This is a genomic window from Micromonospora sp. WMMA1363, from assembly GCF_030345795.1.
Classification (GTDB): Bacteria; Actinomycetota; Actinomycetes; order Mycobacteriales; family Micromonosporaceae; genus Micromonospora.
Genome location: NZ_JAUALB010000001.1, coordinates 4,372,314 through 4,397,720, shown reverse-complemented (window position 1 = coordinate 4,397,720; position 25,407 = coordinate 4,372,314). Strand labels below are relative to the sequence as shown.

Genomic DNA, 25,407 nt, shown 5'->3' with positions numbered 1-25,407 from the left:
CTGGACGACGCACAACCCCGCCGGGGCTGTGACCGTTGCGACCTGTGACAGCACCAAAACGTCATACGGACCGCTGGCAGGTCCCACCCCTACCGTTGCGGCAGGCGCAGAGGTCCTATCCTCTATCTGACTACAGACATCCCTAAAGATGTGGAGATAACCTACATGGCACGGCAGACCATCACTCAGCTAATTGACGACCTCGACGGCGGAGACGCCGACCAGAGCATTGAGTTCAGCCTCGACGGTAGGGCGTACACGATCGACCTGTCGGACGAGAACGCAACCACTCTGCGGCAAGCACTGTCCCCGTTTGTTGCCGCCGGCCAGCGGGTTGGCAGGGCCAGCGGCCACAATGGGATCACACGAGCGGTGCGGGGAGCTACCGCCAGCGCGCAACGGTCGACCCGGGCCCGGAACCAGGAAATCCGTGAATGGGCCAGCGCCAACGGGTACGACGTGTCGGAGCGTGGGCGTATCCCCGTTGAGGTCGTGGAGGCGTACGACAACCGGGAGTCTGGCGGTGAGCCGGCCCGGACTGGCAAGGGCAAGAAAGCGAACTAGCCTGGGCCCTTCGTTAAGGGCGGTCCACATCGTGGATCATGAAAGGAAAGGTGCCTTCTGACCTGGGAAGATAGGACTTGCTGAGGGTCTCATCTATCCCGAGGGAAGGCACCTGTCAGGTGAAGAGTACCGGAACACGACCGAAGATCATCGTCAGTAGCGATGGACGTGGCGTGGTCGGCCACGCGGGTGCCCGTTTGCTGGCCGACATCGCGGACGTAACCGGGTTGACCGGCGGGTTCAGCGAGGCCCTGGCCAGGCTGCGGCAGCGGCAGGGCGGGCATGACCCGGGTCGGGTCGCCGTGGACCTCGCGGTGATGATCGCCGACGGTGGTGAGGCGATCAGCGATCTGGCGGTGCTGCGGGACCAAGCGGGGCTGTTCGGCGCGGTCGCCTCGGATCCTACCGCGTGGCGGGTGCTGTCTGGTGTGGATGATGCTGTTCTGGCCAGGCTGCGGATGGCCCGCGCTGCCGCGCGGGAGTTGGCGTGGGCGCAGTCGGCCGAGACCCGCGACGGGCTGCCGGTGTCGATGGCGGCTGGTGCGCCGGTGTCTGGGCTGGTGCTGGATCTGGACGCCTCGATCGTGATCTGCCACTCGGAGAAGGAGCAGGCGTCCAAGACGTGGAAGAAGACCTTCGGATATCACCCGTTGTTCTGCTTCCTGGACAACACCCGGGAGGCGTTGTCCGGGCTGCTGCGCGCCGGGCGGGCGGGGTCGAACACCACCGCCGATCACATCAGCGTTCTCGACGACGCCCTGGCGCAGATCCCCGACGTCCACCGGTACGGCACCGACATCCTCGTCCGCTCGGATTCGGCCGGCTGCACGTACGGGTTCCTGCGCCATATCCGGTCGTTGCGTGAGCACGGTATGAACACGTTCTTCTCCGTCGGGGTGGCCATCGGGGAGGCGATCCGCGACGCGATCAAGCAGGCTGCGGGGCACCCCGAGCAGTGGGTACCGGCCCTGAACGCCGACGGCCAGCCACGCGACGGCGCCCAGGTATGCGAGATCACCGGCCTACTACCGGCCGACCTGCGGGCCAACTACCCCGACGGCACCCGGTTCATCGTGCGCCGGGAACGCCCGCACCCCGGCGCACAACTGTCGCTGTTCGACACCATCGAAGGCTTCCGCCACCAGGTGATGGCCACCGACACCGGCCCCGGCAACGGATCCATCCAGCATCTGGAGGCCCGCCACCGCGCTCACGCCCGCGTCGAGGACCGCATCCGCACGGGCAAGGACACCGGGTTCGGCCGCTTCCCATCCCGGGTGTTCGCCATCAACGCCGCCTGGCTGGAACTCGCCTTGTGCGCCATCGACCTGCTTGCCTGGACCCAACACCTGCTGCTCGACGGCGACCTCGCCACCGCCGAACCCAAGACACTGCGCTACCGACTGCTGCACGTCGCCGCCCGCATCACCCGCTCGGCCCGCCGCACGAAGCTGCGCATCGCCGAAGGCTGGCCCTGGGCCGACCAGCTCGTCACCGCGTTCGACCGGCTGGCCGTGCTGCCCCAGCCCGTCACCTGAACCCCAACCCCACGCCCCGACGAGTACCCCCATGGAGGAACCCGGCCACCGCGTCGGGTCCTCGCCGTGCCCATACCCCGATCGATCACCAAATGAAGATCAACAAATGCAAACAGGGCCTTGATCAACAGTTAGCGAAAGACTGAGGCTAGCTGATACCGCATAGAACAGGACCCCCGGCCCGAAGGCCGGGGGTCCTGTCATCCTTGGGCCAGTCAGCCAGTCAGCCAGTCGGGACCGGCAACGGCCAGCGGACGCCCGAATCCGGGCTGTCAAGCCATGCGTACTGGCCGCCGCTCACAGTGGCGGTCACGCCGATCCGGCCACGGCGCGGCCGGTCGTGGTCAACCCACCCGAGCCACGCCGCCTCCACGGTGTCCCACAGTCGCCGGGACGACTGCCGGACGTGCAACACCCCGTCGCCGCGCCGCACTGCGGTGGCCTGGTGGACGCCATCGTGGATGGTCCAACCGACGCGGGTCTGCTGGTCATCGACGTGCTCCACGAAATGTAGCGGTTTGTGGAGCAGGAGCCATAGCCGGAAATCAAAGTCGGCCAGCGCCTCAGGGTCAAGGTTGGTGGTGCCCAAGTGCGCAACCTCGTTGGAAACCGGTGGGGGGATCTCGGCTAGGTAGCCGTCAGGCAACGGTTGGCCGGCGGGGTGCATCGCCATGAACAATGCTGGTTCAACATCGAGATTCCCGGACACCTCACCCGGGCCGGTCTTAGCTAGTACGGCGAGCGCCCCACCTATGGTCAGCGGGGTGACGATCCGGCCCCCATCGGCAAGCTGGTCGATCCACGCGGGCGGCACTCCCCGCGTCGCGCACGTGGACAGGATGCGGTCATAAGGTGCTCCGTCCTTGACGCCCAAGGCGCCATCCCCGGTGTGCAGCGTGGGCGTGTACCCGATGGCGTCCAGTCGGCCGGTAGCCTCGGCGACAAGCCCAGCATCAATATCGATGCTGGTGACGTTGGCCGCCCCCACTCGGTGGCAGAGTAGAGCGGCGTTGTATCCGGTGCCGGTGCCAATTTCTAGGACGCGCTGACCGTCTGCCACGTCCAGGATGTGCAGCATTCTAGCCACCAAGGACGGTAGTGACGCTGAGCTGGTGACGATCCTCCGGTCACCATCCGCCACCCACTGAGTAATCAGAAAACGATTTTCGTAAACGGCCTGTAGCCACTCGTGCCGGTGAGTAGAGACGGCTCCGTCCACCACCCGAACAGGACTGTTGTACTCATTCAACGCCCAGTAGCGAGGCACGAAGACATGTCGAGGGGTGGCCTCAAACGCTGCCCTCCAACGGTTATCTACTATTGCCGATTCGGCGGCAAGACTGTCCGCCAATTTAGCCGCCTGCGGCTGCCAGTCAGTCAATTCATTGCCCTTTCGCCAGCAAGTCAGCTATCGCTGACGTGATTTGCAGTCCCGTCTTGTCTTCGATCCATCCGTATTGCCCGGCAGCGTTACACTCCAGCATCCACCATTTCCCGGTCGGGTCGACTATGAAATCAAACGCCCCAAACGCTAGCCCAAATTGGGCCATGAACGCGCGCACCCCGCCGGACACCCGACAGGGAACATCAATCACCCGGTACGTGAGAGCGTCATAGTCGGACCGGAAGTCAATCTGTGCGGCTGCACTGTGCGCCGTGATTGCTGCGGCGAACATGCGCGACCCCACCACCGTTAGCCGCACTTCGTAGGCTTTTTGGATAAACGGCTGGAACTGATGCGCTGTCGTTTCGATGGCGCGCATATCGGCCAAATCCGTGTCAGTCAACAGGTGTGTATTGAGCGCCTTTCGGCCCCCTTCTTCAATGATGGAGCCGAACCCGAACGGTTTCATGATTATTCCGCCCGGGTGCCGGTCGGCGAACCGGCGCACAGCGTCAGCCTGGTTGGTTACCAGTGTGGGCGGGACCGTCAGGCCGCAGCGTTGGGCCATGGCAAGCTGTGTTGGTTTGTACAGGTCTGCCTGCCGGCCCGGGTGGTTGACCCAGCGCACCGGCAAAGACCACAGGACACCACCAAACCCGAATTTCGCCTCATGGGTAGCGTGCCACCGCTCAGCCCGCGACATCCCCTCCGGGACGGCAAACGTGGTGGGGTTGCGGTACCACACAGACCGCAACCCCTCCAACGCTACCGTCCGGCGCTCAGTACGCAACACGCCGCGCCAACCCGTCTCGGTCATCTCCGCGTCCAACGCGAGGCGGGACGGAAACCACGAGGTGTCACAGCGAAACACGGGAACATTCCGGTGGTTTAGCGCTTCCACTACTGCGTCCACCGTCGGGTCGACGTCCGCAGCGAGCACCAGAACGGTCATTTGTCAGCTTGACTGGTCCGGCATGAAGTCCGGGGTCCATTCTTCGCCGCCGGTGCTGGGGCCCCCATCGGTGCTTTGCCCGGTTGTTGCCTTAGTTCCGGCCGCTATGGTCCGGTGCCAGGGCTCACCGTCAGGCGTGACGCCGATTTGACGCTCGGGGCACCACCGCCACTCCGGCAACGCCGGAGAGGCGCTGTCCAGCGGCGTTGCAAACCGGAGACCGAACGGGCGGATTCCCTGCGCCGACGGGACGCTGTCGCTCGGAGTCTGGCCGGGCGGCTGTCCAGTAGCGAAACGCTCACTCTCACTAACAAGCGGCGGAGTCAAAACTCCTGAGGCAGTCATAGTCTCTCCGATCCCTCGTCTTTCGTTGACGGACTTGACGTTCATGCGATGCCACGGCCAGCGTTGCAGGGCTAGCCCCGAGGGACGCGATCAGAAGGTTTGCCCGCCACGGATCGAGCCCTCAAACGCCGACCACTCGCTATCGGTAAAGATCACCGTCTGGTCCGGTCGCTGGGAGTTGCGGACAATCCGGTTCCCGTCACCGTCGGCCATGACCTCAACACAGTTCGGACTTGAGTTGTCACAGCGCGTCGGCTTCTTCCATGCCACCAGTTCCATGATCCTCTTCCTTTCGTTCGCCGGTCGCCTTCTGCGACCGGTCGTCTACAAGGGGTGTCAGCGGCGGTCCGAGACGCAGCAGGTCGTGGGCGACCAGCTCGCCGAACGCGTCCGCCCACGGCCAACACCGCTTCTCCGTGCCACAGACCGGACAGCGGCCGTCGCGCTGACGGTGCTCGGCGAGGGTCCGCCGCCACCGGGCGACCGTCTCCGGCCTCGGCCGCCCGCCCGTCACCGCAACACCCGGATCACGATGGCGGCAACAACGATCAACACCACGACAACCGCCAACACCCTTTGTCTGGCCGTTACCGGCGGCGCATCCGTGGGCCGGTCCGACGGCCGCGCTGGCGGGCGCACCCGGTCACCGTCCGGCACCGGCGGTGCGCCGCACGGATCAGGACGGGCGCGCACCTCGGCGGGGTTGGTGTCGTCGGCCATCACAGCGCCCGCAATCCCGCTAGCACAGCCTCAAGGACGTCATCGGCCGGGCGGGTGTAGACGACGCGGGCCCGGCCGACGGCACGCCCGCCAGACAGCAGCCGCTCTAGTTCCTCCTCGGACACCCAGGCGGGATGGCGGGCTCCATTCGCTTGGCGATCAGGATTGATGTCGCCAGCGAGAGCCACTCGGGGCTTTCGCTGCGGTAGCTGCTCCGCTATAGCTGTCGGCATGGCTGGGCTCCCGGCTGGTGGACGTGGACAGGGCCGCCCCCGCTCGCACCCCCCCGGGGGGGGCGGCCCCGACGGCGCGACCGGCGGGGTTGGGTCCCTCGACCGGCTCACGCTGTCGCGCTTCCACCTTGGACGTGCCGCCCCTACTCTCGGAATAGCTCACGCTCGATCGCGGAGAGCGGTAGCCGGGTTGGAGTACGGCCAAGAAATGATCTTCAAAGTGTGGAAGGGCGTGGAATCTGTGGGAACCTCACCCTCCGGGTACCTGCTCAACGAACTCAGGAGGCGGCGCACCGCCGCAGGGCTAACTCAGGCGCAGCTAGGGGAAAAGCTGTTCTTGTCAGATTCGCTAGTAAGTGCGATCGAAACCGGCTCTAAAGCACCATCACGGGAGTATCTAGACAATGTAGACAGAGCGCTAGGCTTAGACGCGCATTTCGTCACAATGTGGGATGAGTTGGTAAAGGGGGAAGCTACCCCCGTCTGGCTGCGCGAATGGCTAGCAGTCGAAGCCGAGGCAACATTGCTCCGCTGGTATGAGCCGGCCTATGTGCCCGGCATCCTCCAGACCGAGGCGTACGCGCGAGCAACGCTAAGTAGCGGCCTGCTGCCCCCGGATGAGATCGAAGAACGCGTCACTTCCCGAGTGGAGAGGCAATCGGTCCTAACCGGTAGCACCCCAAAGCCTCTAGTTGCAGTCCTCGACGTGATGGTGCTGCGGCGGCAGATCGCTGGACACCCAGGGATCATGGCGGACCAGCTACAGCACCTAGCCAAGGTTGCGACGTTACCCCATGTACAAATACTCGTGGTGCCTGAAGACGCGGGGGTCTACCCTGGCCTTCAAGGGGGCTTCATCCTGGCAAGCATGGATGACGGAAGCGTGATCGCCTACCTAGATCAACAGGTGCGTGCACAGGTGGTGAACGGGGCCCATGACCTTGCTACCCTCCAACGAACGTGGGAGGTAGTCAGAGGCGAAGCCCTCTCCCGCAGGCAGTCATTGGAACTGATCACGGAAGCGGCGCAAACATGGAGATGACCGGCGCGCAATGGCGCAAGAGCACTAAGAGTGGCCCTAACGGCGGGGCGTGCGTCGAGGTTGCCGACAACCTGCCCGGCATCGTGGGCGTCCGGGACTCGAAGGACCCGACCGGCCCGACGCTGGTGTTCGGCCCGGCGGAGTGGCGGACGTTCGTCGCCCAGCTCTCCGAGCGCATCTGATAACCCCGAGACGCAGAAAAGCAGCCCCCGACCAGGGATCTCCCTGGTCGGGTGCTGCGGTACCTCAGCCTTGATGAGGTTGGGTCACAGGTCGTCGACGTTCGCCGGCGGCGCCGGGGTCATCAGTGCGTCTGTCACCGCCTGGTGGTGCCTGCCGACCGGCACCACCTGGGAGCGGGTGATGATCGTCAGGGCGCCGAGGATGACGCCAGCGACCGCGACGTCAACCCCGGGCGGCACCGGGAGTCCGAACAGCACCAGGACGGCAACCGCGTATTTGATGAGATCGAGCAGTACAACAGGGTTGTCTTTTACATACTCGGCGTACCTCAAAACGGGGCTCCTTATCAGTCGGACAGGCGGGAATGCAACTCGTCCGCAACCGCTTTCGCAAGAGCGTCGAGAACGGCGGGGTCGCTGATGTCGATTACCACCGGGGTTGGCTTCGTCAGTTTTTCGGCTAGGGCCTCGATTTTCTGCTCAATCCTGGTGACCCGCGCGGTCAACGAATTCCGGGTTTGCAGAACGTAGTAGTTGGTGGACGCCAGCACCCCCTCAACAGTCGTGGTGGGGTTGCTGTACTTGACGTCTCCGTAGTTGGCAAACAGTCGAACCTTATCGGACAGCCTCATATCAATCTCTCCCAACCAAGGCTTAGTAGAGCGTTCGTGTGACGGGCGCGTATTGAAATGGACGTGTTTGGTGTGAGGGTTACTGCCCTTGTATGTGCGCCATTTACCCAAACCCCACGTCCGGGACGTGATCCGACGGTTATAGATGATGTACTGGATTGACTCGTGGCGGATAGCAGCCCTGATGCACTCCCAAACATTCACACCATCCACGTCCATGTCCCACGCGTCCACGGAGCCGTCGGGATCAGGATTGTGATCGGATTTGGTGTTTTGGTGCGCGGCGTCGCCGATGGTGCCGTCCGATGTTTTGTCCCGGTGCGGCCAGCGGGCATTCACCTCGGCCCGGAACCTGGTTAGTGCCGGGTTGAGATACCAACCCACACGACCACCCCCCGCCGTCCAGGTACGGTATCGCCGTGACGCCTGTCCGCGTCGTGGCGGTTATCTGTACGCAGCATCCTGTTTTCGGCCTCCAAATGGTCCACACGCCGCTCAAGAGCCCGCAGTGCCGCCTCTAGCCGGTCCGCTCTCGCCTTCTGCGCCTCAGCCTCACCACGCCACAAAACGGCTGTTGTCTCGTCGGCGGACGACCGCATCCGGGCCCACAAAATACCCACCGCGGCGCCCATTGTCAGGGCCGCTATAAGCATCCCGAGAGCGGACCCGGCCAGTTCAATCGGGCTCACAGGGAAATCCACTCCGCGATCAGGAAACAACCGCCGTAGTCGGTGCGCGCGTTAAGGCTCGACCCGGAACTTTGATTACCCCTGATCTCCAGTCCCTCTCCCGCGTCCATGTACAGAACCCATGACGCGTTGAGGCGGATAAACCCGGTGGTGGAGGGGATAGACAAAGATGATACCGGGGTTCCGGAGTCGGTCGTGTACAGAAACACTGCACGTGCGCCGGATGCGTTACCGTCCCACGCATTACCGTATGTCACCCGGTAGCGGCCCGCTGTTTGCACCACGATACGGCCGTTGCTGACATCAGCCATCCCATCATTGTTTTCCAGTACAGTATTGAGGTCATGCTTCGTCGTCACCGACGGTGGGATGGACTGATCCGTGTTACGCCACAGATGGCAAAACGGCTTGTAGTAGACCGATCTTTCGATTGCGAACTTGGTATGTTCATTGAGACTAGCGGCAGTTACCAACTCCCCGGCGCTGAAACCCGTCAACGTCGGTATAGTCATCGAACCTCCGAAACTTTAGGGCAACAAAAATGGGGCCCTAAGGGCCCCATCCGGAAGTGAATGTCAGTAAACGGCTATGCAGGTTTCGGTATCGAGTCTCCCGGACGGACCCTCCAAAACCCAGCCGTCGGAGCGGCCAGCATCGGAGACGGTGAACTCCGTTGTCCACTCCCACAGGGTGCCGTTACGCACAATGCCCACGTTGACGCCCTCCACGAAGCAGTCCAGCGCGGGTGTTGGGGCGGACGGCGGCAGCGCCGCCAGCGCTAGGCGGTCTGAGACGTCGGCGGATGCTGCTAGGGCCCGTTGTGGGGCGTCGCCGTCACCGGTGAGCGTGTGCGCCTGCACCCGTAGGGTGTCGCACCTGGGGGAGGCATCCCGGTACCGGTGCAGCGTCCAGGACGCCGCGTCCTGAACCTCGCTGGGGTCCGCGACGTCCCGGCGGATCGTCAGCGCCTTAACCCCATGCTGTGCGATGCTGCCCTGATCCTCGGCCGTGCGGCGGAGCCCCGTAGACCGCTCCGCCGTGATGCTGTTGTAGACGTGGCTGTCGTCGAGGGCCCACCTCAGGCCAGGAGTCCACTCTGTCAGCGTCCACCGAACCGGGGCCCCGACCCGACGGTGCCGGGAGTGATAGGTGACCTCACCGGCGGGACCCATCATCAGGACGCCTCCCGCGTCCCCGGCCGTCCCGGATGCGACCTCCCAGCCGTCAGCGTGGTTGTCCCAGCGGGGCGACAGTAGCTCCGACAGGGGCGCGTCTAGGGCCCGCGACCCCGCCCAGCCCAGCCCGTCCAACAGCCGATGGATACGGTCCGTTTCCGTGTCGACATGCCGATCCCACCCAAAACCGTCTAGCGCCTGGTGCAGCCCATCCGGGATGTCCATAGCCGCTATCAGATGATTGATGGTGCCTTGGGGAGCATCCGCGTACCCGACACTGCCGGTTGGCAACACGTACCGTCGACCGGCAAACAGCGCATCACCCACGACCGGGCTAGTCATGACACCCGGCGATGAGCTGTAAAAGGCATCCAGCTCAACACCGTTGAGCCAGATCCGCGCGTACGGTTTCTGCCACCGGGAACCGATCCCAAACCGCGCCCCAATGTGATACACCGCCCCCGGTTGGATAACACCGGGGCTAGTGATTGCCTGGACGGCGCTCGCTAGTCCCGCATACGCCACAGCAAAAATACTGCCATCCGAATGCACATACAGATGCGAATGGACCTCTCCGGTGGAGGTGTATGCCTGCCACAGTGTGTGATAGTGCGTCAAACTCTCCGGTCGATACCACAGATCCACGGTCAGTGTGCGGCACGCCCCCAGCGCCGGACTGCCGTGCCTCGACAGTTCCAACACCGATCCTGCTAGGTAACTCTCAGACCTGTTATCGAACCCCCCGGATTCGCTGCCGTCGGCGTGTACCATCGTTTTTGTGGTGCCGAAACCTGCGGCCCCGTCGTCCGGGGGGTTAATGCAGTCCCGCACCCTCAACGGCAGTCCGGGACCATATTCGGGGTATGTTGTTGTCGCTTCAGTCGATTCGACCGCCGGCCAATACCACAGTCGCGGGGACAACACACCGATAGCGCCCGTATTAGCATCGACTGTTGGAGACGGCGGAATGCTGTTCTGCGCCGTCCAATCACGTACGGCCATGCGGTACGACGACGGTATCGGTTGTGTGAGCAGCGCTGACGTGTCGACACAATCCGCAGTCAACGTGGACAGTGGACCTGTGTATTCCTGCGACCAGCGCTCGACGTAACCCCAAAAAATCGGGTAGACGCCCGACAGGTGGGCAACCTCGGCAGCCCCGATATTGTCCAGCCGAACTTTGGGGGCCGTGACCAGCACGTCCACCGGCGCTAGGATCATCATTCGCATAACCCCGTCATACGGGGCGGTGTCAGTCGCAGACACCGTTACCCAACCGGCTCCCGGTGGTGCGGGGTCAGTCCACACGACTTGAGTCTTTGAAGTCTGATCGTAGCTTTCATACGTCAACCCGAGATGACAGTTAGCTCCCGAACCCACATTGCGCATATCAACCCGGACGGAGACCAACTGTCCGGCTTCGACGGGTATCACGTCGGAATCCCCGCCCAGGCCAGAACGATATGCGGTGTCGGCGCCACCACGGAACCGGAAAACTGCTTGTCCGGCGTCACTGTCAAACGCACCGATAACCTCGCCGGTTTGGGCGTTAGCCCACGTCTCCCCATCATCGGATGAGCGTTGCCAACGGGGAGCCGCCAACACGCCTTCGATTGAGGGATGGACACATTCGGCAGGTAGCCAATTGTCATCCGCTATCCCATAGACGCGGATGGGCTGGCGAGGTTTCACACCAGCCAGGTTGAGATCCCCGCCGTCGGTGTTGGTGTCGAAGGCGACGGCGGCCGTAGCCGCTTCGATCTTGTCTAGCTCGTAGGTGCGACCGCGACGACTCTGTATCGAGGTAGCCCAGTCGGTTACATCAGTCCACCTGAGGATTGGATCGGTGATCCGCGCATCCGACGCACCTACCTCCACCCGAATATTCGGCATCACAGGCCAGTAACACCCCCATTGCGTCTGCCAGTACGGACGATCTCGTCCCGCACCGTGAGCGCGATCGTCCGCGCTAGATCCCGTTCCGCCGTGACACTGCCGGCCACGTGCACCACCACCGTTGGCGCTGCCGGCCGTGCCCCGGCCCGGTGCAGGGCGACGCCGGCGGCCCCGCCCACGGGGACCACCGGTACACGAGCTGCGTCGTGGGCGTCTCCCATCGCGCCCTGGACAGCCCGCACCAACACCCGCCGGCGGGACGTGACACCCTCCGCCATGGCCTCTGGGATAGATCGACCGGAGTACAGCGTCCAACCCTTGCCGGCAAACGGGCCCTCTAGGGCCGGGGAGAACGGCAACATCCGGCGGGCGGAGGCGAGCACATCCCCGATCGCGTCTTTCACCCGGCCACTCATGGCGCGGATGCCGTCAATCAGCCCCTGGACGATCCGCCGGCCCGAGTCCCGCAGCCACCGGCCCACACCGGACAGTGCGCCCAGGACGCGGGACCGCATCCCCATTACGACAGCGACAGCGCCGTTGACGGCCGACCGAATGACAGTCCGCCAGAACCCCCAGTAGGCTTTAGTGGCGTTGACGACCGCAGACCACGCTTGAGGTATCGCCGTCCGAAACCAACCAATGACAACCGCGACCGCGTTTCTGACGGCGATCCACGCGCCGGTCACGACACGCCGGAACGTGTCGCTATTCCGCCACGCGTACACCAAACCTGCCACGAGAGCGGCCAACGCCAGAGCCACTAGGCCGATAGGGTTAGCGAGCATCACCACGTTAAGTGCCGCCTGAACAGCCGTGTAGATTTTCGCGGCAACCGTGATCGTACCGAGGACCACCGCCAGCGACCCCAACCCGACCGCAACCGGCTCAATCCATTCACGATTCCGGGCCATCCACTGTCCAAACTCAACGATCTTAGGGATTGCCTCGGTGAGCTTTCCTACGATCGCAAGTTCGACCTTACGGCGGAACTGATCTAGTTGCGCCCCGGCGGACTGTTGCAGCGCCTTTCCCAAGTCGTCAGATGCTCCGGCGACGTCACCGATAGCCGCAACAGCCTCGGACGGGTCAAGCGCATACAACGCCTCACCCAAATCTTCAGCTTTTGTGCCGAAGAGTGCGACAGCGGCCTGTGACCGTTTCACGGGATCTTCAATGCCGCGCAGTCTATCCAAAACAGTGTCCAAGCCTCGGGTGGCTTCGTCGCCTCCCTTGCCGATTTGCGCGGCCATCGTGGACGCGTCAAGCCCTACAGCCCGGAAACCGTCAGCGGTCATTTTTGTCCCGTCCACCGCGCGGACGCTGAACTCTTTCAGCGCGTCGGCCACGGTGTCAGCGTCCCGGGCTCCCGCCTGCAACCCCTGAGACAACAGACCCATAGCGGTTGCACCATCAACACCCAGCGTACGGAATTGGGTACCGTACTCGGACACCGTATCCAAAAGATCCTCGGCGTGATCACCCGTGACCGCGAAACTCCGCGTCAACTGGTCAATTGCGTCATCGGCGGTATCCGCCAACCCGGTACGTACCATCTGACCAGCCGCCCGCGCTGTCTGCGTCACATCCTGGTCAAACGCTTCCGCCAAATTCAAGGCTTTACCGGTGATCCGCTCAATGTCGGCATCTGCTGTCCCCTCAGGGATAAGCCCGGACGACATCACCCGGCGGATGGCATCCATGTTGTCGCCCATGGACTGACCGAAACCGCCCGTGTAGAGCCGGCCCGCTACCTCACCCAACCGCCCGGCCTGTTCCGGCCCGAGCTGCGCCGCGAACTTCGCTTGCGCCCTATCCAAATCGAGTGCTCCGGCGAACGCGATACCCAGACCGGCAGCAGCGGCGGCCAAACCCGCAAGCGCGAACGTCGAATGTTCAGCAGCCGAGGAAACCCGACGGCTGAGACGGTCCATCCCTGATCCGGCTACGCCGCTACGCTTATCAACGTCAGACAACCCGGCGCCCAGGGATTTAAGCGCAGACATCGCCGTTTTAGCGTCACCGGCAACAACGACCTTGAGTTGCCTCGTCTCAGCCATGCCGCGCCTCCCCGTACTCGCGCATGTACTCCGTGAACGCTTGAATCTCAAGCAGAGTCAAACGGCGCACCTGATCAGGCGACATCCCGTAAAAATGGCAGATGGCGGCTAGGTCCCGTAGCCGCCTCAGTCGTTTCCCCGGTCACGCTCCGGGGCACTATCAATCACCAGAGAGGTAATCCTGGTGCGGCGGGCATCCTCAATGCCGAAACCCGGATCGGTTTTCCGCCGGGTCAGCCACACCAAACACGTTTGCGCCTTAGCGGACAGCCGGATTGTCATTTCCGGACGCCCCTTAGCGTCGAAAACCCGGTTCCCGTCCACGTCCACCACAGGATGCGGTCTGAAAACCTCGTCGAACGGCTGGCCCGTGTATTCCTCGAAATCCTCCATGTCGCCAAAGTCGACTGAGTCAGGATCGAACACAAACTCCACGTACACTCCTAGTCTGGGAATGCTTCACCGGCGAGCGCGTCAAGCCGCGCCATGTACCCATCCAGCAGTCTTTCCGCTTCGCTGCGGATCGTAGGGTGCAGAAAATAGCCGGGACCGCCGGACCAACCCCCATACTGGTTACCCCGCCACGGTTTGAATTGCCGATACTGTCGCGCCCCGAATTCCGCCCCCCAAAAATAGGGGTAGCGGGCGCCACCACCGGTGACAACGGACGCGTTGGCCTGGCGGGCTGCCCGCAAACTCCGGGCAGCTTTCCGGGCAACGCCACCCACACTCGCGGCGTCCGCTTTGGATCGCGCCACAAGCTCCGCAGCCATATCATAGTTCGCCTGCCGAACCGCCTTCGGATACTGCGCATCCACCGCCTTCAAGGCTGAGACGAAATCCCGTAGCCCCTCGATCCGCACCGCGTCAGCGTTGAAGGTGACAGCCTTACGGGGTGACATCCTTACTCCGATACACCACAGCTACCGGGGACGCGGCACCGTCCCACAACGCCATACCCTTAAGAGACTGCTCCATGATCTGCGCACCATCAAAATTGACCGGCCCCTCATCGAAACGGCCGACCGGAACCGAAATATGCAGGGCCCCGCCCTGCGGCGTCGACCACCGCAAATCAACCGATGCCAGGCTCCCGGACGCGACAGCCGCGGCGACACGCTGCGCATGACTCAGACCCTCGTATTCGCCCTTCAACTCAAACGTGTACTCCCGCATCCCCTCTTCAAGAGGCTCCCGTTTCCCGATCGTGGACCATCGTTCGTTGGCTAGCTTGTTGTCACCACTCAACGAGATTTCGGAAACGGCGAACGGGGCCCCGCCAATATCGACAGTACCGCCGACGAAGGTGAAGAGTTGCCCGGTGGTGGAATAGGTGGGCGTGGAGGGGGCGTACGCACCCGGACCCGCCCCGATGTACTCCCGGGCGAAATCAAACTCAAACGACAACTCAAGGACACCATCAACAGCGTTCGACAGTTCCCACGACGCGATTTTGCCACCCTCGTACGTCCACGGGTGGAGGGTGCCGGCGTTGTCGACCCGACCCACCTGCACAGTCAAACTCTTACCGGCGAGATCTCCCACCGTGATTGTGTGCGGCGTGACATCCCCATCCGGGGCGCCAGTCGACACCGCCCCGAAAGCGTGCACCAACAGGACACCGAGCCCCGAATCCTGGCCTTCGACCTTTAGATCCCCACCGGCCCCTTTAGGGTTCGGCGCGAACCGGTCCCGGTGCAGCACCCTCTGACCGGCCCGGTACGCCTCGGAGTTGATGCGTTCATACTTCCCGGCGAACCCCTCCGACACCATCTCCAGGAAACGCGACGGAGCCACCGGCGTGCCGTAGGTGGTTTCCTCAGCAAGCCCAACATATGAGTCATGCACCGACGGCACTAGTCACCCCTCTTGCTGGTTTTGGTCGTGAACGCAGAGCCAAGCTTTCCCGCCAACTCCGGCGGCACCTCGACCGGCTGTCCCCGGACAAAAACAAAACCCCCGCCGGTGACGGCGGGGGCGTGACCGTTGTAGACAACAACTACGGTCGGCATTTTGTACGGACCTCCGTTTCAAACTGGCATTCGTACGCCCCATCAATCGGCCACGACTTCAGACTTCGCGGAGCAAACCCAGACGTAACACAACGGCCCCCAATCGACGGATCAGCCCTCAACAGATCCTCAAATTCGGCAGCCAGCCCGACCGCGTACAACTCACACTCTTCCGATGTTCCACCCGGCATCTGTACTGAAAACACCACCGCCACGGCGAAGTCCTCGGTGCGACTCCGGTTCGTCGCCCACTCGGCGGACTGCCAACTGATCTCGCCGACGACCGCCCAACGACGCTCGGGAGAGCGGGTCGGGAAACCATACGTCACCTGCACATTCTCACCGACGACAGCAGACATGCCTGCCAACATGTCCTTGAGAGCCGTCTTGACAGCAATCGCGTTCGTACTCACGTCACCATCACCGATTCAATGAGCTTGTGCCGGTAGCCGTCAAGCACGGCGTCGACCGCCGGGAGTCCTGTTTCGGCTCCGGCGCGGCCCGGGGTTGACAAAGCGTAGGTCCCGCCCTCGGCAGCCTGAAACGAGGTTGCCCGGTCAGGGATGCCCGACCGGTCCTCTAGCAACAGCCACCGGGCGTACAGCAGCCCGGCACGTCTGATCCCCTCAGGGACCATCGACAGCCCGTACAGGATCTCCACCCCGGTTGTCCCCTCGGGCAGCTCCGGCGCGTACGCGTACGCCCCCACCCGCTCTACCGGCAAGGGCCCCGGTGCCGCCCCGGGAGCGGTCATCTCTGCCACGTCGACGACCGGCAACAGGGCTCCCCACTCCGGCAACGACTCGACCGGCACATACAGCGTCCGGCGGACGAAGCTGCGCCCCGTGATCCGCTCAAACTCTGTCTCAACGGTGGTGCGGGCCCCAACGACCACAGCAGCCGGGAACCGCTGCACCGTCAAGTCAGGATCAGCCGCCCGCAACTCCTGCACACCAAACAGGAGGCCGCCAACCACCTCAACGGCGGTCATGTCCTGGACGTCACCGCCGTCCCACCGCACCGCGTACACGCCCATTGGCAGCAGCCCGGCCGGCAGCGTCCAGCCGTCCCCGTCCGGCACGGCTGGCCCGGAAACCGTGGGATCAGTGGCACCGGCCCTCGTAACGGAAACCGTCACCGTGGACGGCGACAACACGTCATCACCATCTGCAAACACGTGCCGCAGGGTCACCGAACGGCCGGTGAGGTAGCGCGCCGCCATCACCCCACCCGCCGGGGACGCCCTGGACGTCGGGCGGTCGCCGTCTCCCGGGTATCCGCCGCAGCACTCCGGCCGTCGACGTCCACCAGGACGCCGTACCCATCCGCCGCTAGGGAGACGGCCAGCCCGTCTGGCAGATCCACCGTGTCACCCTCGCTGAGACGCCGCCCATGCGTGACGCCCGGCACCGGCCGGACAATCCGCAACCGCATCGATCCTCCCTCCAAAAGCAAAAAGGAACGGGACCGTAGCCCCGTTCCCCAACGATCGACTTAGGCGGTGACAGTAAGCGCCTTCACGGAATTCACGTCCAAGAGATCACCGGAACCGCGCCACGTGACCTTGAACGCCACCACGTCACGGTCATACCCGAATTCGTCCGACCGGATAACACGCAACGTCCGTACCTGCCGAATCAGATACTTGAAGGGGTCACCGAAAACGCCGGCCTTCGCGCCAGCACCAGCAATGGCGATATTCGGGTCAGTCAGCACAGGCTTACCGAGCATCGCGTCAGGCTCGCCGGCCGTTAGGCTAGGCTGCCACAGATACCGGCCGTCGGCGTCCTTGACTTTCCGCAGCACAGAGACTGCAAGATCGTTGAACATGTACACGCCAGTACGCCGATACGGGGCGGTCACCGCATACTGCAAGTCCATCAGATTATCAAACGTGACGCTGTTAAGATCGGCAGCGTTCACCGCACCGGACGCCCTCGTGAACCAGCCCCACGGCTTATTTGTGCCGTCACCGATCATCAGATCAGTGAGAGCGGCATCCGCTACCGCCTCACCAGCGTCACTAGCGAGGATCGACAGAATCGGCAAAGCCGAATCAGCCACAATTTCGGTAGTCGCCTCCACGATCACACCGTACTTGTGTGCACCGATAACCGCCTTACCCCACGACTGGTCACCCTTAGGGTAGGCGGTGTTCTCCGTGATCCGGGTCGCACCCGACACTACGGGGGTAGCCGGATTCATCGCGTTCTTGACCGGCCATTCCAAATTCTCGCCGCCATCGGTGGTCAGCACCCGGGCGCGGCTGAAAAACTGCGACCGCTCCCGCATAGCCTCAAGCACCATCGCAACAAACGTGGGCGGTGCCGTGTTACCCGCGTTCGCCGGATCGCTGGACGTCGCCGTCCGGAAGTCAAAATCCACAGCCGGGACTTCACCTCGCGCCAACCGCCGCAGATGACTCGCCTCACTGCTCACACCGCCCCGGGATTCACCCCCGGCCGTCGTAGCGAGTGCGGCGGCACGCTCGTTCAGCGCCCGATGTTCCGCTTCCCGCTCCGCACTCCGCACATGCTGCTCAGCCTCCACCCCCAGGGCGTCAATCTCGCCGTTGATCCGGGCCGCCCGCTCATCCCGCTCCGCCGCAGACAGGGCAGCGTCGTCCTGGACCGCCCGGAGCTGCGCGAACGCCGCAGCACGCTTATCGAGGGCAGCGTTAGCCGCCTCCACAAAATCCATGTAGTCCAAACCTCAATCTGCCGTGATATGGGCACCAAAAAAGGGCCCACCCATCCGGGCGGGCCCTACCTGCTTTTCGGGTTAAGCGGCCAGACTGGATAGCCGTAGACGCATCCTCAGCGCTTCCCCGGCAACATCCGGCAGACACTGTGACCGGTCGGCGGCAGCAATAGCAGCCGCGCAATCAAGCGCCCGCCTACTGATCGTGCTTTGGCTCGACGGGTACGCCGGATAGGTCACCGGAGACACATCGAACAGTTTCATGGCCCGGATGGTACGAAGCGGAAACCCGTCCGCGTCTCGCGTCCAACCCTCGCCACTGGGCGCCACCAGAAAACCAAAAGATGACTGCGTGACGTCGCCACGCTCAAGAGCAACCAGCAGATCCCGCACATACGATTGCCGCTCATCCACGAAGATTTCGTACTCAAGCCCCGTAGAGTCCTCAGCCAGCCGCAACGTGCCCGCACGATTCCGACCCAAAATCAGATTCGCGTCGTGGTTGACAAGCGCCCGAATGTCGTCCTCGGCGATCGACTCTCGGCCCGCCCCGGAAGCAACCATCTCTCGGAAGCCGCCCAAATCCTCACTACGCGCATCAAACGTGTACGCGTACCCGACAACCGCGACACGATTATCACCGACCGAACGGGTTGCTACCTCAGATTGCAGAATCCGACGCTCCATCATCACCCCCCGCACCCAACTCCGCCACGTTCAACGGGCGCACATGCGCGCGGCCCCTACCATCGGGGATCGGCGGCATATCCTCCAATTCCCTCACTTCGTCCAATGACATGATCCCGTTATTCACAGCCTGCGCGTAAGCGGCGAACCGTTCCGTCGTGGTCGACCGCAACCGTGCGTCAACGTTGAACCGCAGATACTGGTTTACCGGCAGCAACCCAGAGAACGCCTGCTCAAGACGCACAAGCCACGGCACCAGGGTGTAGTCAACGAAAAACTTGTTTTGCTCCTCGACCCCGGACCCCCACGACGATTGCACCGTGGGATCAAGCATGTGCGGCGGCACCCGATACAGCGACGCGATCTCAAGTTTTTGAAACCGGCGGGTTTCCAAAAACTGTGCTTGCTCGGGCGTGATGCTGATCGACTTCCACGACGCGCCGCCCGTCAGGATGCCGACCGCGTGACTTTTCTTGACACCGGCGTGGCTGTGCCGCAGCATCCGCGCCAACACGGCAACCTCACCCGGCTTAGGGGTGCCGGGATGCTCCACCACACCACTCATCGTGGTGCCCTGGGCGAAAAACCGCGCCCCGAATTCCTCGGCAGCCAACCCCAGTCCAACCGCCTCACGGGCGTAATCGATCACCGACAGGCCACGCCGCTTACCGGGCTTCACAAACGCCGGGATGTGCAGCATCTCCCGGTCGGTGAACTCTTCACCGCCCACCTGATACACCGGCACCGGAGAGCGGTCATCGACGTGCACCAACTTCGGGTCGACCGCGTACACACTAATGATCTTCCCTGAGTCGTCACGGACCGTGCGAACGTACGCGTTCCCGTCGTCACCAATCAAACTGATCATCACCTTGTGCCAAAAGGTGTACGGCTGTTGCTCCACGGGGTTTGGCCGGGACAACCACCCGGGACCATCGATGTTCTCCCGCCGACCCGTCGCTTGCACGCGCCGGAACACGTCGATCGGTAGCGACGCCACACCGTCAGCAATCAGGGACTGGCACGCCCACACAGCCGCGAGGGTCCGCGCTTGCTCCGGGCCCACCGGCACACCGGCACCGGTCGCACGGGGCGGAGTCTCCACGTCCGTATCCCACACCGATTTCGGGCCGTACGCGTAGGCCCGCCGCTCGATCCGTTTAAACAGGCTCACTCGTCATCCACCGCCCAACCAATGAGGCACAACAGGGCACCACCGACAAGCAGACCGAGCCACACGGCGAGCACGAACCCCGCCGCTGTGATCGCGGCCAGCCCGGCGACCTGTAGACCGGTAGCCCGATGGGCGCTAATCGTCGTCATCGAGCGCAGCCACGAATTCCGCCAACGCGCTAGTCTCGTCACCCGTCACCCCCTCCCCGTGGTAACTGTCAAAATCGATGAATGACACCTCCGCGTCTCCGTCAAGAGGGATCGCAGAAACGAACAGCGCCGACACCAACGCCGCAATACCGTCGATCTTCTCGCCGGACTTACGTTTAGAAGGCCTCATCAGACCATCGCCGGTCACCTCAAGCTCGACGTTATCGGCCATCCAACGGAGCACCGGATTACCACCGTGATACAACGTCCGGTCGGCAAGATGCGACTCAATCGCCTTACAAGGATCATTCAGCCGTGGTGCCGTTTGTGGCACTTTCACGGTTGCCTGCCCACGATCCTCTAGCAACCCGATCAGGTGGGTTGCGTTCCACGGGTCATAGCCGACCAGGCGAATACGGAAATCCTCCGCATCCCGTGTAATGTGCTCAAGGAGGACGCCGTAATCCGTCGTGACACCCTCAGTGACCGTCAAAAGGCCCTGCTGTTCCCAGACCTCCATACGATCTTTGAGGTTGGATCGAGCCAATACAGCAGGGCGAGGCACAAAGAAATGGGGCAGCACCGTGTAACCCGGGTCGTCCGCACTCACCGGCGACCCGGGAAACAGCAGCAGCCAAGCTGTGAAGTCCTGAGTTGAGGCTAGATCAAGAGCACCGAAACACTCCCGCCCCATGAGGTCCACCCGCGTAAGCGGGTCAACGCCGTTAGCGTCCCACACCGACATATCAAGCCAACGTTCGGCCTGGCTCACCCACTGATTGAGGCGGAACACCCGGAAAGCATTTTGAGCGGAAGGTTTCTCCGCCGCTTCCTTCGCCTCAGCCCGAAGACTGTTGATGTTCAGGAAGTCACCTAGCGCGGGATTAGCCAGATACCAACCCGTACCGTTCGGATGCTCCGGGCAAGGCGGAACACCCTCATCCCGCCAGTCGGCATCCCGGGGGACACCCCGGATGAACACGAACCGTGCGGGGTCAATCTCGGGGTTATCCATGAGCCGTAGGCCGTACTCATGCTCGGCCAGGGCGAACGCGGCTGTCGTGTACGCCGCCGTAGTGGCGGCGATAAGCAACGGCTCTCTACGGGTACCGAAACCCTGCCGCATCGAGTCCCACAAGTGCCGGTCCCGCTGAGTCAACACCTCATCGAACAAAACCGCTGACGGGTTAGTACCCAACGCCCCGGCGGCATCACCCGGCAACACAGCATAAAAACTGTTCGACTTAGGGTGCACAAGCCGTTTCTTGCTGTCGATAACCTCGATGCTTTTGGACAGCACCGGCGACAACTCCACCATGCGCTTAGCCGTGTGATACACCAAGGACGCCTGATCCCGGTCAGCGGCAACCGAGTAGACCTCTGCCGACTCTTCGCCGTCACCCACCAGGTGATACAGCGCCAACGCCGAAAGAATCTCTGACTTGCCATTCTTCCTGGCCATCTCAAGCCATGCAATCCGGTACTGACGCACGAATTCGTCGTACTGATCGTCGTAGGCGACCCTCCCATACAGGGGCCGGATAATCTCGTCGCGCTGCCAGCCAGCGAGGATAAACGGCTGTCGGGCGTGCCGGCCCTTCGTATGCACTATTAGACGCTCGATAAACCGGACGACACGATCCGCGCGGCGGACATCAAAATCGTATGCCCCGTCGACCGTGACAGGGGGCCCGTGGGAGGAAACCAGCAAAAACACCACCCCGCCTTGGTTAAAACTGCACGATCGGTGAAACGTGGTAATGACTCGCGGCGGAACTAGTCGGCCGTCGAATGTCACTCGAATACGTGTAACGGGCAACCGCAGTAGCCAGACTGTCCGTGTAAAGGTGGGACGCCGTGAACGGCAAACCGAACTCACCGTCAGTCGACGCCGCGTACCTGGTGCAGTGATACGCAGCCAGGTACGTAACGCCCGGTGCGATCACCACGGGCACGGCGAAAAGGACATCCACCACGGCGCCGCCAGGGAGTGCGTCGGCAGTGCCGCTCCCTAACACCACATCAGGAGTAGGCGAGTCCTCGGCCCACCCAGCCACCGTGACAGGGCCTGGCGGAGTGGTCGACGTGACCACCCGATTGCCGATCCACGTCCCGACGGCCGTAGCCGCCCCATCGGATACCCAACGACACCGGAGCATCCGCACTGTCCGGCAGCGTCGGCGCGTCGTAGGTGAACGCCTCCACCACCACACCGCCGGCGGTCGGTACCCATGCCCCGCCGGCCCTCACCATCCGGGCAGAGGCAACCCACGCGCCGCCGGAGCGTACGAGCCTCACGGGATTTGATCCCACACAGACCCATCCGGGACCGTCCCCGGATCAGCAGGGCCGACGTAGTGACCCGCACCGGCCGACGGCACGTAGGCGGACCCATCCCACCGGTAGGCAGCCATCACGTTGCCGTGACCATGACCCGCATCAGCCTTACCCGCCAGCCCCACCACATCCGCCCCCGCGTGCGTGTGATCCGTTGGCGAAAGTCGGCTGGTTTCCCCGTCACATCCGCCCACGCGACAGCGCCAGCGGGCACTAGGCCACCTAGCGGAGGCGGGTCCGTCACCAGCACATCCCGCACTGTGTAGGGGCCACCCGAATCCGGCACGACAACCCGGTACACAGTCCCGACGCCCGGGGCGACCGTCTCGGTCACCTGATGGTGAGTGGTCGCCGGCTGTAACGCGCTGTTTGGGATCAAATCCACCTGCCAGGCACCGCCACTATTCGTTCTCACCCGGGTCACACCTACAACGGTTTCCGCAGACCCGAATCCCGGTAAGTCACCCGCTGTCGCTAAGGCAACAGTCACGGTCGCACCGACAACGGGCGCACCGTTCGGACCGACGATCACGGAACTAACCACAGTCACACGATCCACCACCCTCCGGGTTGACAGCGGTCACGACCTAAGTTTCAATGGAGCCCGTCAGCAAGGAACACCAACCGGGAGGACCGAACATGTTCGACACCGACGAGTTGAACCAAATCGTGCTTGGCCTGCAAGAACGAAAGCTCACCTTGAGGGATATCGTCACCACCTTTGAAGGGTTCGCCCGGGAAATCGAATCGGGGAAGACGCTCTTCCCGTTCCTGCCCGGCGAGCCCGGAGCGCGGGCAGCTCGGGGCGTCGCTGCCGAACATCAACACCAGATCGACATGATCGAAAAAATGATCAAGCGGATCACGGTCACCGCGTAGCCATCGACTGACACAGGACTGGCGGGGCCCGGTGGGGCCCCGCCAACCCACGGGAGAGGAAGCAACCGATGGGCTATGTAGTGTTCGCGCGCGACGCGCTAGGAAACTCGCTAGACATCACCGGCTCAACCGACGGTGAGGCGTGTTACGTAGACAGCGACGCTGAAATCCTGGAAATCGTCCGCACCGTACGTAGCGGAATCCTGCACGATTGGGACGCAGAAACGCACAAGCGGAAGCGGATTGCCTGGCTCTCATACGGTGTCCGGGGCGAAACGGTGACCGCCGAGGTTTTCATCACCCCCTGGGGGCGGAAGTGTAACGTCCGGGCTAGGGCCATTGAGCGCGAAACCCGGTGGGACGGCCGGGGCCGACGCCTACCCCCGTGTTGGGTGCACAACATCGACTAGCCGAACCTCTCGGGAGGGCACCTAATGGTGCCCGCCCGGGTTGGGCTGTAGTCACGTGAAACACGAACCGTTATCACACAACGCATCCTCAACGTCGTTCCCAAAACCGGGCAGCATCGGCCCCGCTTCACCCACCGCCCGCCCCAACGGGGCGTTAAACCGCGTCAAGTAGACAGGATCTTTACCCAACACGTCCCGCCGCTCGTTGAGCAGACTCTCAAGGTGGCAGGCACGGGCGAACAAGCCTGGGCGATCACGGCGCATCTCCCCCCACGTCGCCGGCCGATGCAGTGGACAGAACCAACACGCCGACTTTGGCGGCACCGGAAGACCAGCGGCCGTGATGATGCGGGCGCAGTCATGCCGACGTAGCGGCGGCGCATGGTCCAACAGCGGATAGACCGTCTGCTCATACGGTTCAGACCGGCGGTTGTTGACACGGTGAATCTCGTCAAGAGAGATCCCGACCCCAACCGTAGCGGGGTTGCTCGCACTGGCCCCGTGAGCCTTCAGCCAGCGACCAATAATCCTGATCTTGAAATCCGCAGTACACGCCCTCGTGCCCGGGGCCCCGTTCGACATCCGCACCGGAATCGACAGGGACCGAGAGCCGGGGCGGGTAAGACGACCGTACAACGTCTCCACCTCACCCGCGCGCGGGCCACGCTGGCGAACTCTGCGCAGCTCGTGAAGCTGGATACCGTGCGACTCTGCATATGGTTTGGCGTACCGCTCGATGTAGGCAAGCGTGGCGGGGTCCTCGGAATCGTCACCGACATTCGCAAACAAAAAGACCGGAAAATCGATTACACCCTCAGCGGCAAGCACGAGAGCAGCCGTGGACTGCACACCACCACCAAACGAAAACGTACGCAGCAACCCTCACCCACCAATACGAAGAAACCGGCTGGCCTAGAAAAAGGACAGGGAGGGCAGCACTCCGGGTGCTGCCCTCCCTGCCACTGAACCCGCGTGCGTCCACGCCCACCCTCACGGGGTGACAGCGGCATACCCCCACAGTGGTAGGGGAAGGGGCCCGAAGGGGTGTCGTCAACAAAAGAGGGGCGGGGGAGCCGGGACACCAGAGCGACCCGTCTACAACCCCACCCCCGAAGACGCCGGGGCACAGATCAACTCACAGCGCGTCGAGCGCGCTGTCTAGGTCGTCTCCGCCGTCATCGTGCACGCCGATGCCCAAATTTTGCCGATCACGAGGCGTGAACCCGAACCGGCCACCGAATTTCAGCATCGTGTCCGACGCATCCCGCATCACCTGCGCCGCAGGATTCTTCACCAGGCCACCATCACGGCCAACGACCAGGGGGCCATGGTCGTCCAAGGCCCGCCGGGCACCATCAAACAAAGCCCACGCAGAGCAATACACGACGAGGGCGGCATAATCAACTGCCTCGATCCGGCCCACACGCTCAAGGTAAGCCGTGATACGCGCCCACTCCGCGAACGCCTCCCCCGTCAAATCAGCAGGCGGCACAGGGCGACCAGTCACAGACCCACCCTTAGGTGACACAGCACGATTCCCCGGATTTCCCCGCAACACCTTCAGATCAGAATTCTTTCTATCCGCCACACCAACTCCCCCTATACAAGCAGACGCATAAACATGCCGCATGAATATGCGGCATCCGG

Annotated in this window: 31 protein-coding genes; 5 read left to right on the top strand and 26 right to left on the bottom strand. The window is 63.1% G+C overall.

Annotated elements, in window-relative coordinates:
- The first annotated feature begins 165 nt into the window (after positions 1–165).
- Positions 166–564 carry a histone-like nucleoid-structuring protein Lsr2 gene (locus QTQ03_RS20510; protein ID WP_289279453.1) on the top strand — a complete coding sequence of 133 codons (399 nt, stop codon included), beginning with the start codon at positions 166–168 and terminating at the stop codon, positions 562–564.
- 119 nt (positions 565–683) lie between these two features.
- Entirely contained in the window at positions 684–2,102 is a 1,419-nt protein-coding gene (locus QTQ03_RS20505) for an IS1380 family transposase (RefSeq protein ID WP_502889681.1), read from the top strand.
- A gap of 223 nt (positions 2,103–2,325) precedes the next feature.
- Here QTQ03_RS20505 and QTQ03_RS20500 read toward each other — a convergent pair whose 3' ends face one another.
- The 7 genes from QTQ03_RS20500 to QTQ03_RS20470 form a co-directional block, all read right to left on the bottom strand.
- Entirely contained in the window at positions 2,326–3,483 is a 1,158-nt protein-coding gene (locus tag QTQ03_RS20500; RefSeq protein WP_289279452.1) for a methyltransferase domain-containing protein, read from the bottom strand.
- A 1-nt stretch (position 3,484) separates the two neighbouring features.
- Positions 3,485–4,438, bottom strand: coding sequence for an ATP-grasp ribosomal peptide maturase (gene tgmB, locus QTQ03_RS20495; RefSeq protein WP_289276457.1), 954 nt, complete (start codon positions 4,436–4,438; stop codon positions 3,485–3,487).
- 3 nt (positions 4,439–4,441) lie between these two features.
- Positions 4,442–4,783: a putative ATP-grasp-modified RiPP gene (gene tgmA, locus QTQ03_RS20490; RefSeq protein ID WP_289280634.1), complete on the bottom strand. Its 342-nt coding sequence runs from the start codon at positions 4,781–4,783 to the stop codon at positions 4,442–4,444.
- 90 nt (positions 4,784–4,873) lie between these two features.
- A complete protein-coding gene (locus QTQ03_RS20485; RefSeq protein WP_353890603.1) occupies positions 4,874–5,062 on the bottom strand; it encodes a DUF397 domain-containing protein in 189 nt (62 codons plus the stop codon).
- A complete protein-coding gene (locus tag QTQ03_RS20480) occupies positions 5,025–5,297 on the bottom strand; it encodes a hypothetical protein (RefSeq protein ID WP_289276461.1) in 273 nt (90 codons plus the stop codon). Before QTQ03_RS20480 ends, QTQ03_RS20485 begins: the two co-directional genes overlap by 38 nt.
- Positions 5,294–5,503 carry a hypothetical protein gene (locus QTQ03_RS20475; RefSeq protein ID WP_289279451.1) on the bottom strand — a complete coding sequence of 70 codons (210 nt, stop codon included), beginning with the start codon at positions 5,501–5,503 and terminating at the stop codon, positions 5,294–5,296. The genes QTQ03_RS20480 and QTQ03_RS20475 overlap by 4 nt, the downstream gene beginning before the upstream one ends.
- Positions 5,503–5,736, bottom strand: a complete 234-nt coding sequence (locus tag QTQ03_RS20470) for a hypothetical protein (RefSeq protein ID WP_289276463.1) — start codon at positions 5,734–5,736, stop codon at positions 5,503–5,505. The genes QTQ03_RS20475 and QTQ03_RS20470 overlap by 1 nt, the downstream gene beginning before the upstream one ends.
- Positions 5,737–5,944: 208 nt before the next feature.
- Between QTQ03_RS20470 and QTQ03_RS20465 the strand changes: the two genes are divergently transcribed.
- Together QTQ03_RS20465 and QTQ03_RS20460 are read left to right on the top strand one after the other, a co-directional pair.
- The gene (locus QTQ03_RS20465; protein ID WP_289279450.1) at positions 5,945–6,778 is read left to right on the top strand and encodes a helix-turn-helix domain-containing protein; all 834 of its coding nucleotides are present in this window, start codon (positions 5,945–5,947) and stop codon (positions 6,776–6,778) included.
- Positions 6,769–6,960, top strand: a complete 192-nt coding sequence (locus tag QTQ03_RS20460; RefSeq protein ID WP_289279449.1) for a DUF397 domain-containing protein — start codon at positions 6,769–6,771, stop codon at positions 6,958–6,960. The genes QTQ03_RS20465 and QTQ03_RS20460 overlap by 10 nt, the downstream gene beginning before the upstream one ends.
- Positions 6,961–7,044: 84 nt before the next feature.
- Here QTQ03_RS20460 and QTQ03_RS20455 read toward each other — a convergent pair whose 3' ends face one another.
- The 17 genes from QTQ03_RS20455 to QTQ03_RS20375 form a co-directional block, all read right to left on the bottom strand.
- Positions 7,045–7,293 (bottom strand): hypothetical protein, encoded by a 249-nt coding sequence (locus tag QTQ03_RS20455; protein ID WP_289279448.1) that lies wholly within the window; start codon positions 7,291–7,293, stop codon positions 7,045–7,047.
- A gap of 14 nt (positions 7,294–7,307) precedes the next feature.
- A complete protein-coding gene (locus QTQ03_RS20450; RefSeq protein ID WP_289279447.1) occupies positions 7,308–7,976 on the bottom strand; it encodes a hypothetical protein in 669 nt (222 codons plus the stop codon).
- A gap of 301 nt (positions 7,977–8,277) precedes the next feature.
- Positions 8,278–8,778, bottom strand: coding sequence for a hypothetical protein (locus QTQ03_RS20445; protein WP_289276468.1), 501 nt, complete (start codon positions 8,776–8,778; stop codon positions 8,278–8,280).
- A 78-nt stretch (positions 8,779–8,856) separates the two neighbouring features.
- Positions 8,857–10,662, bottom strand: a complete 1,806-nt coding sequence (locus QTQ03_RS20440; RefSeq protein ID WP_289279446.1) for a LamG-like jellyroll fold domain-containing protein — start codon at positions 10,660–10,662, stop codon at positions 8,857–8,859.
- A 686-nt stretch (positions 10,663–11,348) separates the two neighbouring features.
- Positions 11,349–13,412, bottom strand: coding sequence for a phage tail tape measure protein (locus QTQ03_RS20435; RefSeq protein WP_289279445.1), 2,064 nt, complete (start codon positions 13,410–13,412; stop codon positions 11,349–11,351).
- Positions 13,413–13,538: 126 nt separating this feature from the next.
- Complete coding sequence (locus QTQ03_RS20430) at positions 13,539–13,847, bottom strand: hypothetical protein (RefSeq protein ID WP_289279444.1); 309 nt, start codon at positions 13,845–13,847, stop codon at positions 13,539–13,541.
- 8 nt (positions 13,848–13,855) lie between these two features.
- A complete protein-coding gene (locus QTQ03_RS20425) occupies positions 13,856–14,314 on the bottom strand; it encodes a hypothetical protein (RefSeq protein ID WP_289279443.1) in 459 nt (152 codons plus the stop codon).
- Complete coding sequence (locus QTQ03_RS20420; RefSeq protein WP_289279442.1) at positions 14,301–15,269, bottom strand: phage tail tube protein; 969 nt, start codon at positions 15,267–15,269, stop codon at positions 14,301–14,303. Before QTQ03_RS20420 ends, QTQ03_RS20425 begins: the two co-directional genes overlap by 14 nt.
- 142 nt (positions 15,270–15,411) lie before the next feature.
- Positions 15,412–15,837 carry a hypothetical protein gene (locus QTQ03_RS20415; protein WP_289279441.1) on the bottom strand — a complete coding sequence of 142 codons (426 nt, stop codon included), beginning with the start codon at positions 15,835–15,837 and terminating at the stop codon, positions 15,412–15,414.
- Positions 15,834–16,460, bottom strand: coding sequence for a hypothetical protein (locus tag QTQ03_RS20410; protein WP_289279440.1), 627 nt, complete (start codon positions 16,458–16,460; stop codon positions 15,834–15,836). Before QTQ03_RS20410 ends, QTQ03_RS20415 begins: the two co-directional genes overlap by 4 nt.
- 185 nt (positions 16,461–16,645) lie before the next feature.
- The gene (locus QTQ03_RS20405; RefSeq protein ID WP_289279439.1) at positions 16,646–16,858 is read right to left on the bottom strand and encodes a hypothetical protein; all 213 of its coding nucleotides are present in this window, start codon (positions 16,856–16,858) and stop codon (positions 16,646–16,648) included.
- A gap of 60 nt (positions 16,859–16,918) precedes the next feature.
- The gene (locus tag QTQ03_RS20400; RefSeq protein ID WP_289279438.1) at positions 16,919–18,124 is read right to left on the bottom strand and encodes a phage major capsid protein; all 1,206 of its coding nucleotides are present in this window, start codon (positions 18,122–18,124) and stop codon (positions 16,919–16,921) included.
- A gap of 81 nt (positions 18,125–18,205) precedes the next feature.
- Positions 18,206–18,814, bottom strand: a complete 609-nt coding sequence (locus QTQ03_RS20395; protein ID WP_289280922.1) for an HK97 family phage prohead protease — start codon at positions 18,812–18,814, stop codon at positions 18,206–18,208.
- A complete protein-coding gene (locus QTQ03_RS20390) occupies positions 18,786–19,985 on the bottom strand; it encodes a phage portal protein (RefSeq protein WP_289279437.1) in 1,200 nt (399 codons plus the stop codon). Before QTQ03_RS20390 ends, QTQ03_RS20395 begins: the two co-directional genes overlap by 29 nt.
- Positions 19,982–20,134, bottom strand: a complete 153-nt coding sequence (locus tag QTQ03_RS20385; RefSeq protein WP_289276479.1) for a hypothetical protein — start codon at positions 20,132–20,134, stop codon at positions 19,982–19,984. Before QTQ03_RS20385 ends, QTQ03_RS20390 begins: the two co-directional genes overlap by 4 nt.
- A complete protein-coding gene (locus QTQ03_RS20380; RefSeq protein WP_289279436.1) occupies positions 20,121–21,854 on the bottom strand; it encodes a terminase large subunit in 1,734 nt (577 codons plus the stop codon). The genes QTQ03_RS20385 and QTQ03_RS20380 overlap by 14 nt, the downstream gene beginning before the upstream one ends.
- A gap of 302 nt (positions 21,855–22,156) precedes the next feature.
- Entirely contained in the window at positions 22,157–22,387 is a 231-nt protein-coding gene (locus tag QTQ03_RS20375) for a hypothetical protein (RefSeq protein WP_289279435.1), read from the bottom strand.
- Between the two features lie 723 nt (positions 22,388–23,110).
- Between QTQ03_RS20375 and QTQ03_RS20370 the strand changes: the two genes are divergently transcribed.
- Positions 23,111–23,350 carry a hypothetical protein gene (locus QTQ03_RS20370; RefSeq protein WP_289279434.1) on the top strand — a complete coding sequence of 80 codons (240 nt, stop codon included), beginning with the start codon at positions 23,111–23,113 and terminating at the stop codon, positions 23,348–23,350.
- Between the two features lie 461 nt (positions 23,351–23,811).
- Here QTQ03_RS20370 and QTQ03_RS20365 read toward each other — a convergent pair whose 3' ends face one another.
- Together QTQ03_RS20365 and QTQ03_RS20360 are read right to left on the bottom strand one after the other, a co-directional pair.
- Complete coding sequence (locus QTQ03_RS20365) at positions 23,812–24,639, bottom strand: phosphoadenosine phosphosulfate reductase (protein ID WP_289279433.1); 828 nt, start codon at positions 24,637–24,639, stop codon at positions 23,812–23,814.
- 256 nt (positions 24,640–24,895) lie between these two features.
- Complete coding sequence (locus tag QTQ03_RS20360; protein ID WP_289280921.1) at positions 24,896–25,390, bottom strand: phage terminase small subunit P27 family; 495 nt, start codon at positions 25,388–25,390, stop codon at positions 24,896–24,898.
- Positions 25,391–25,407 lie beyond the last annotated feature (17 nt).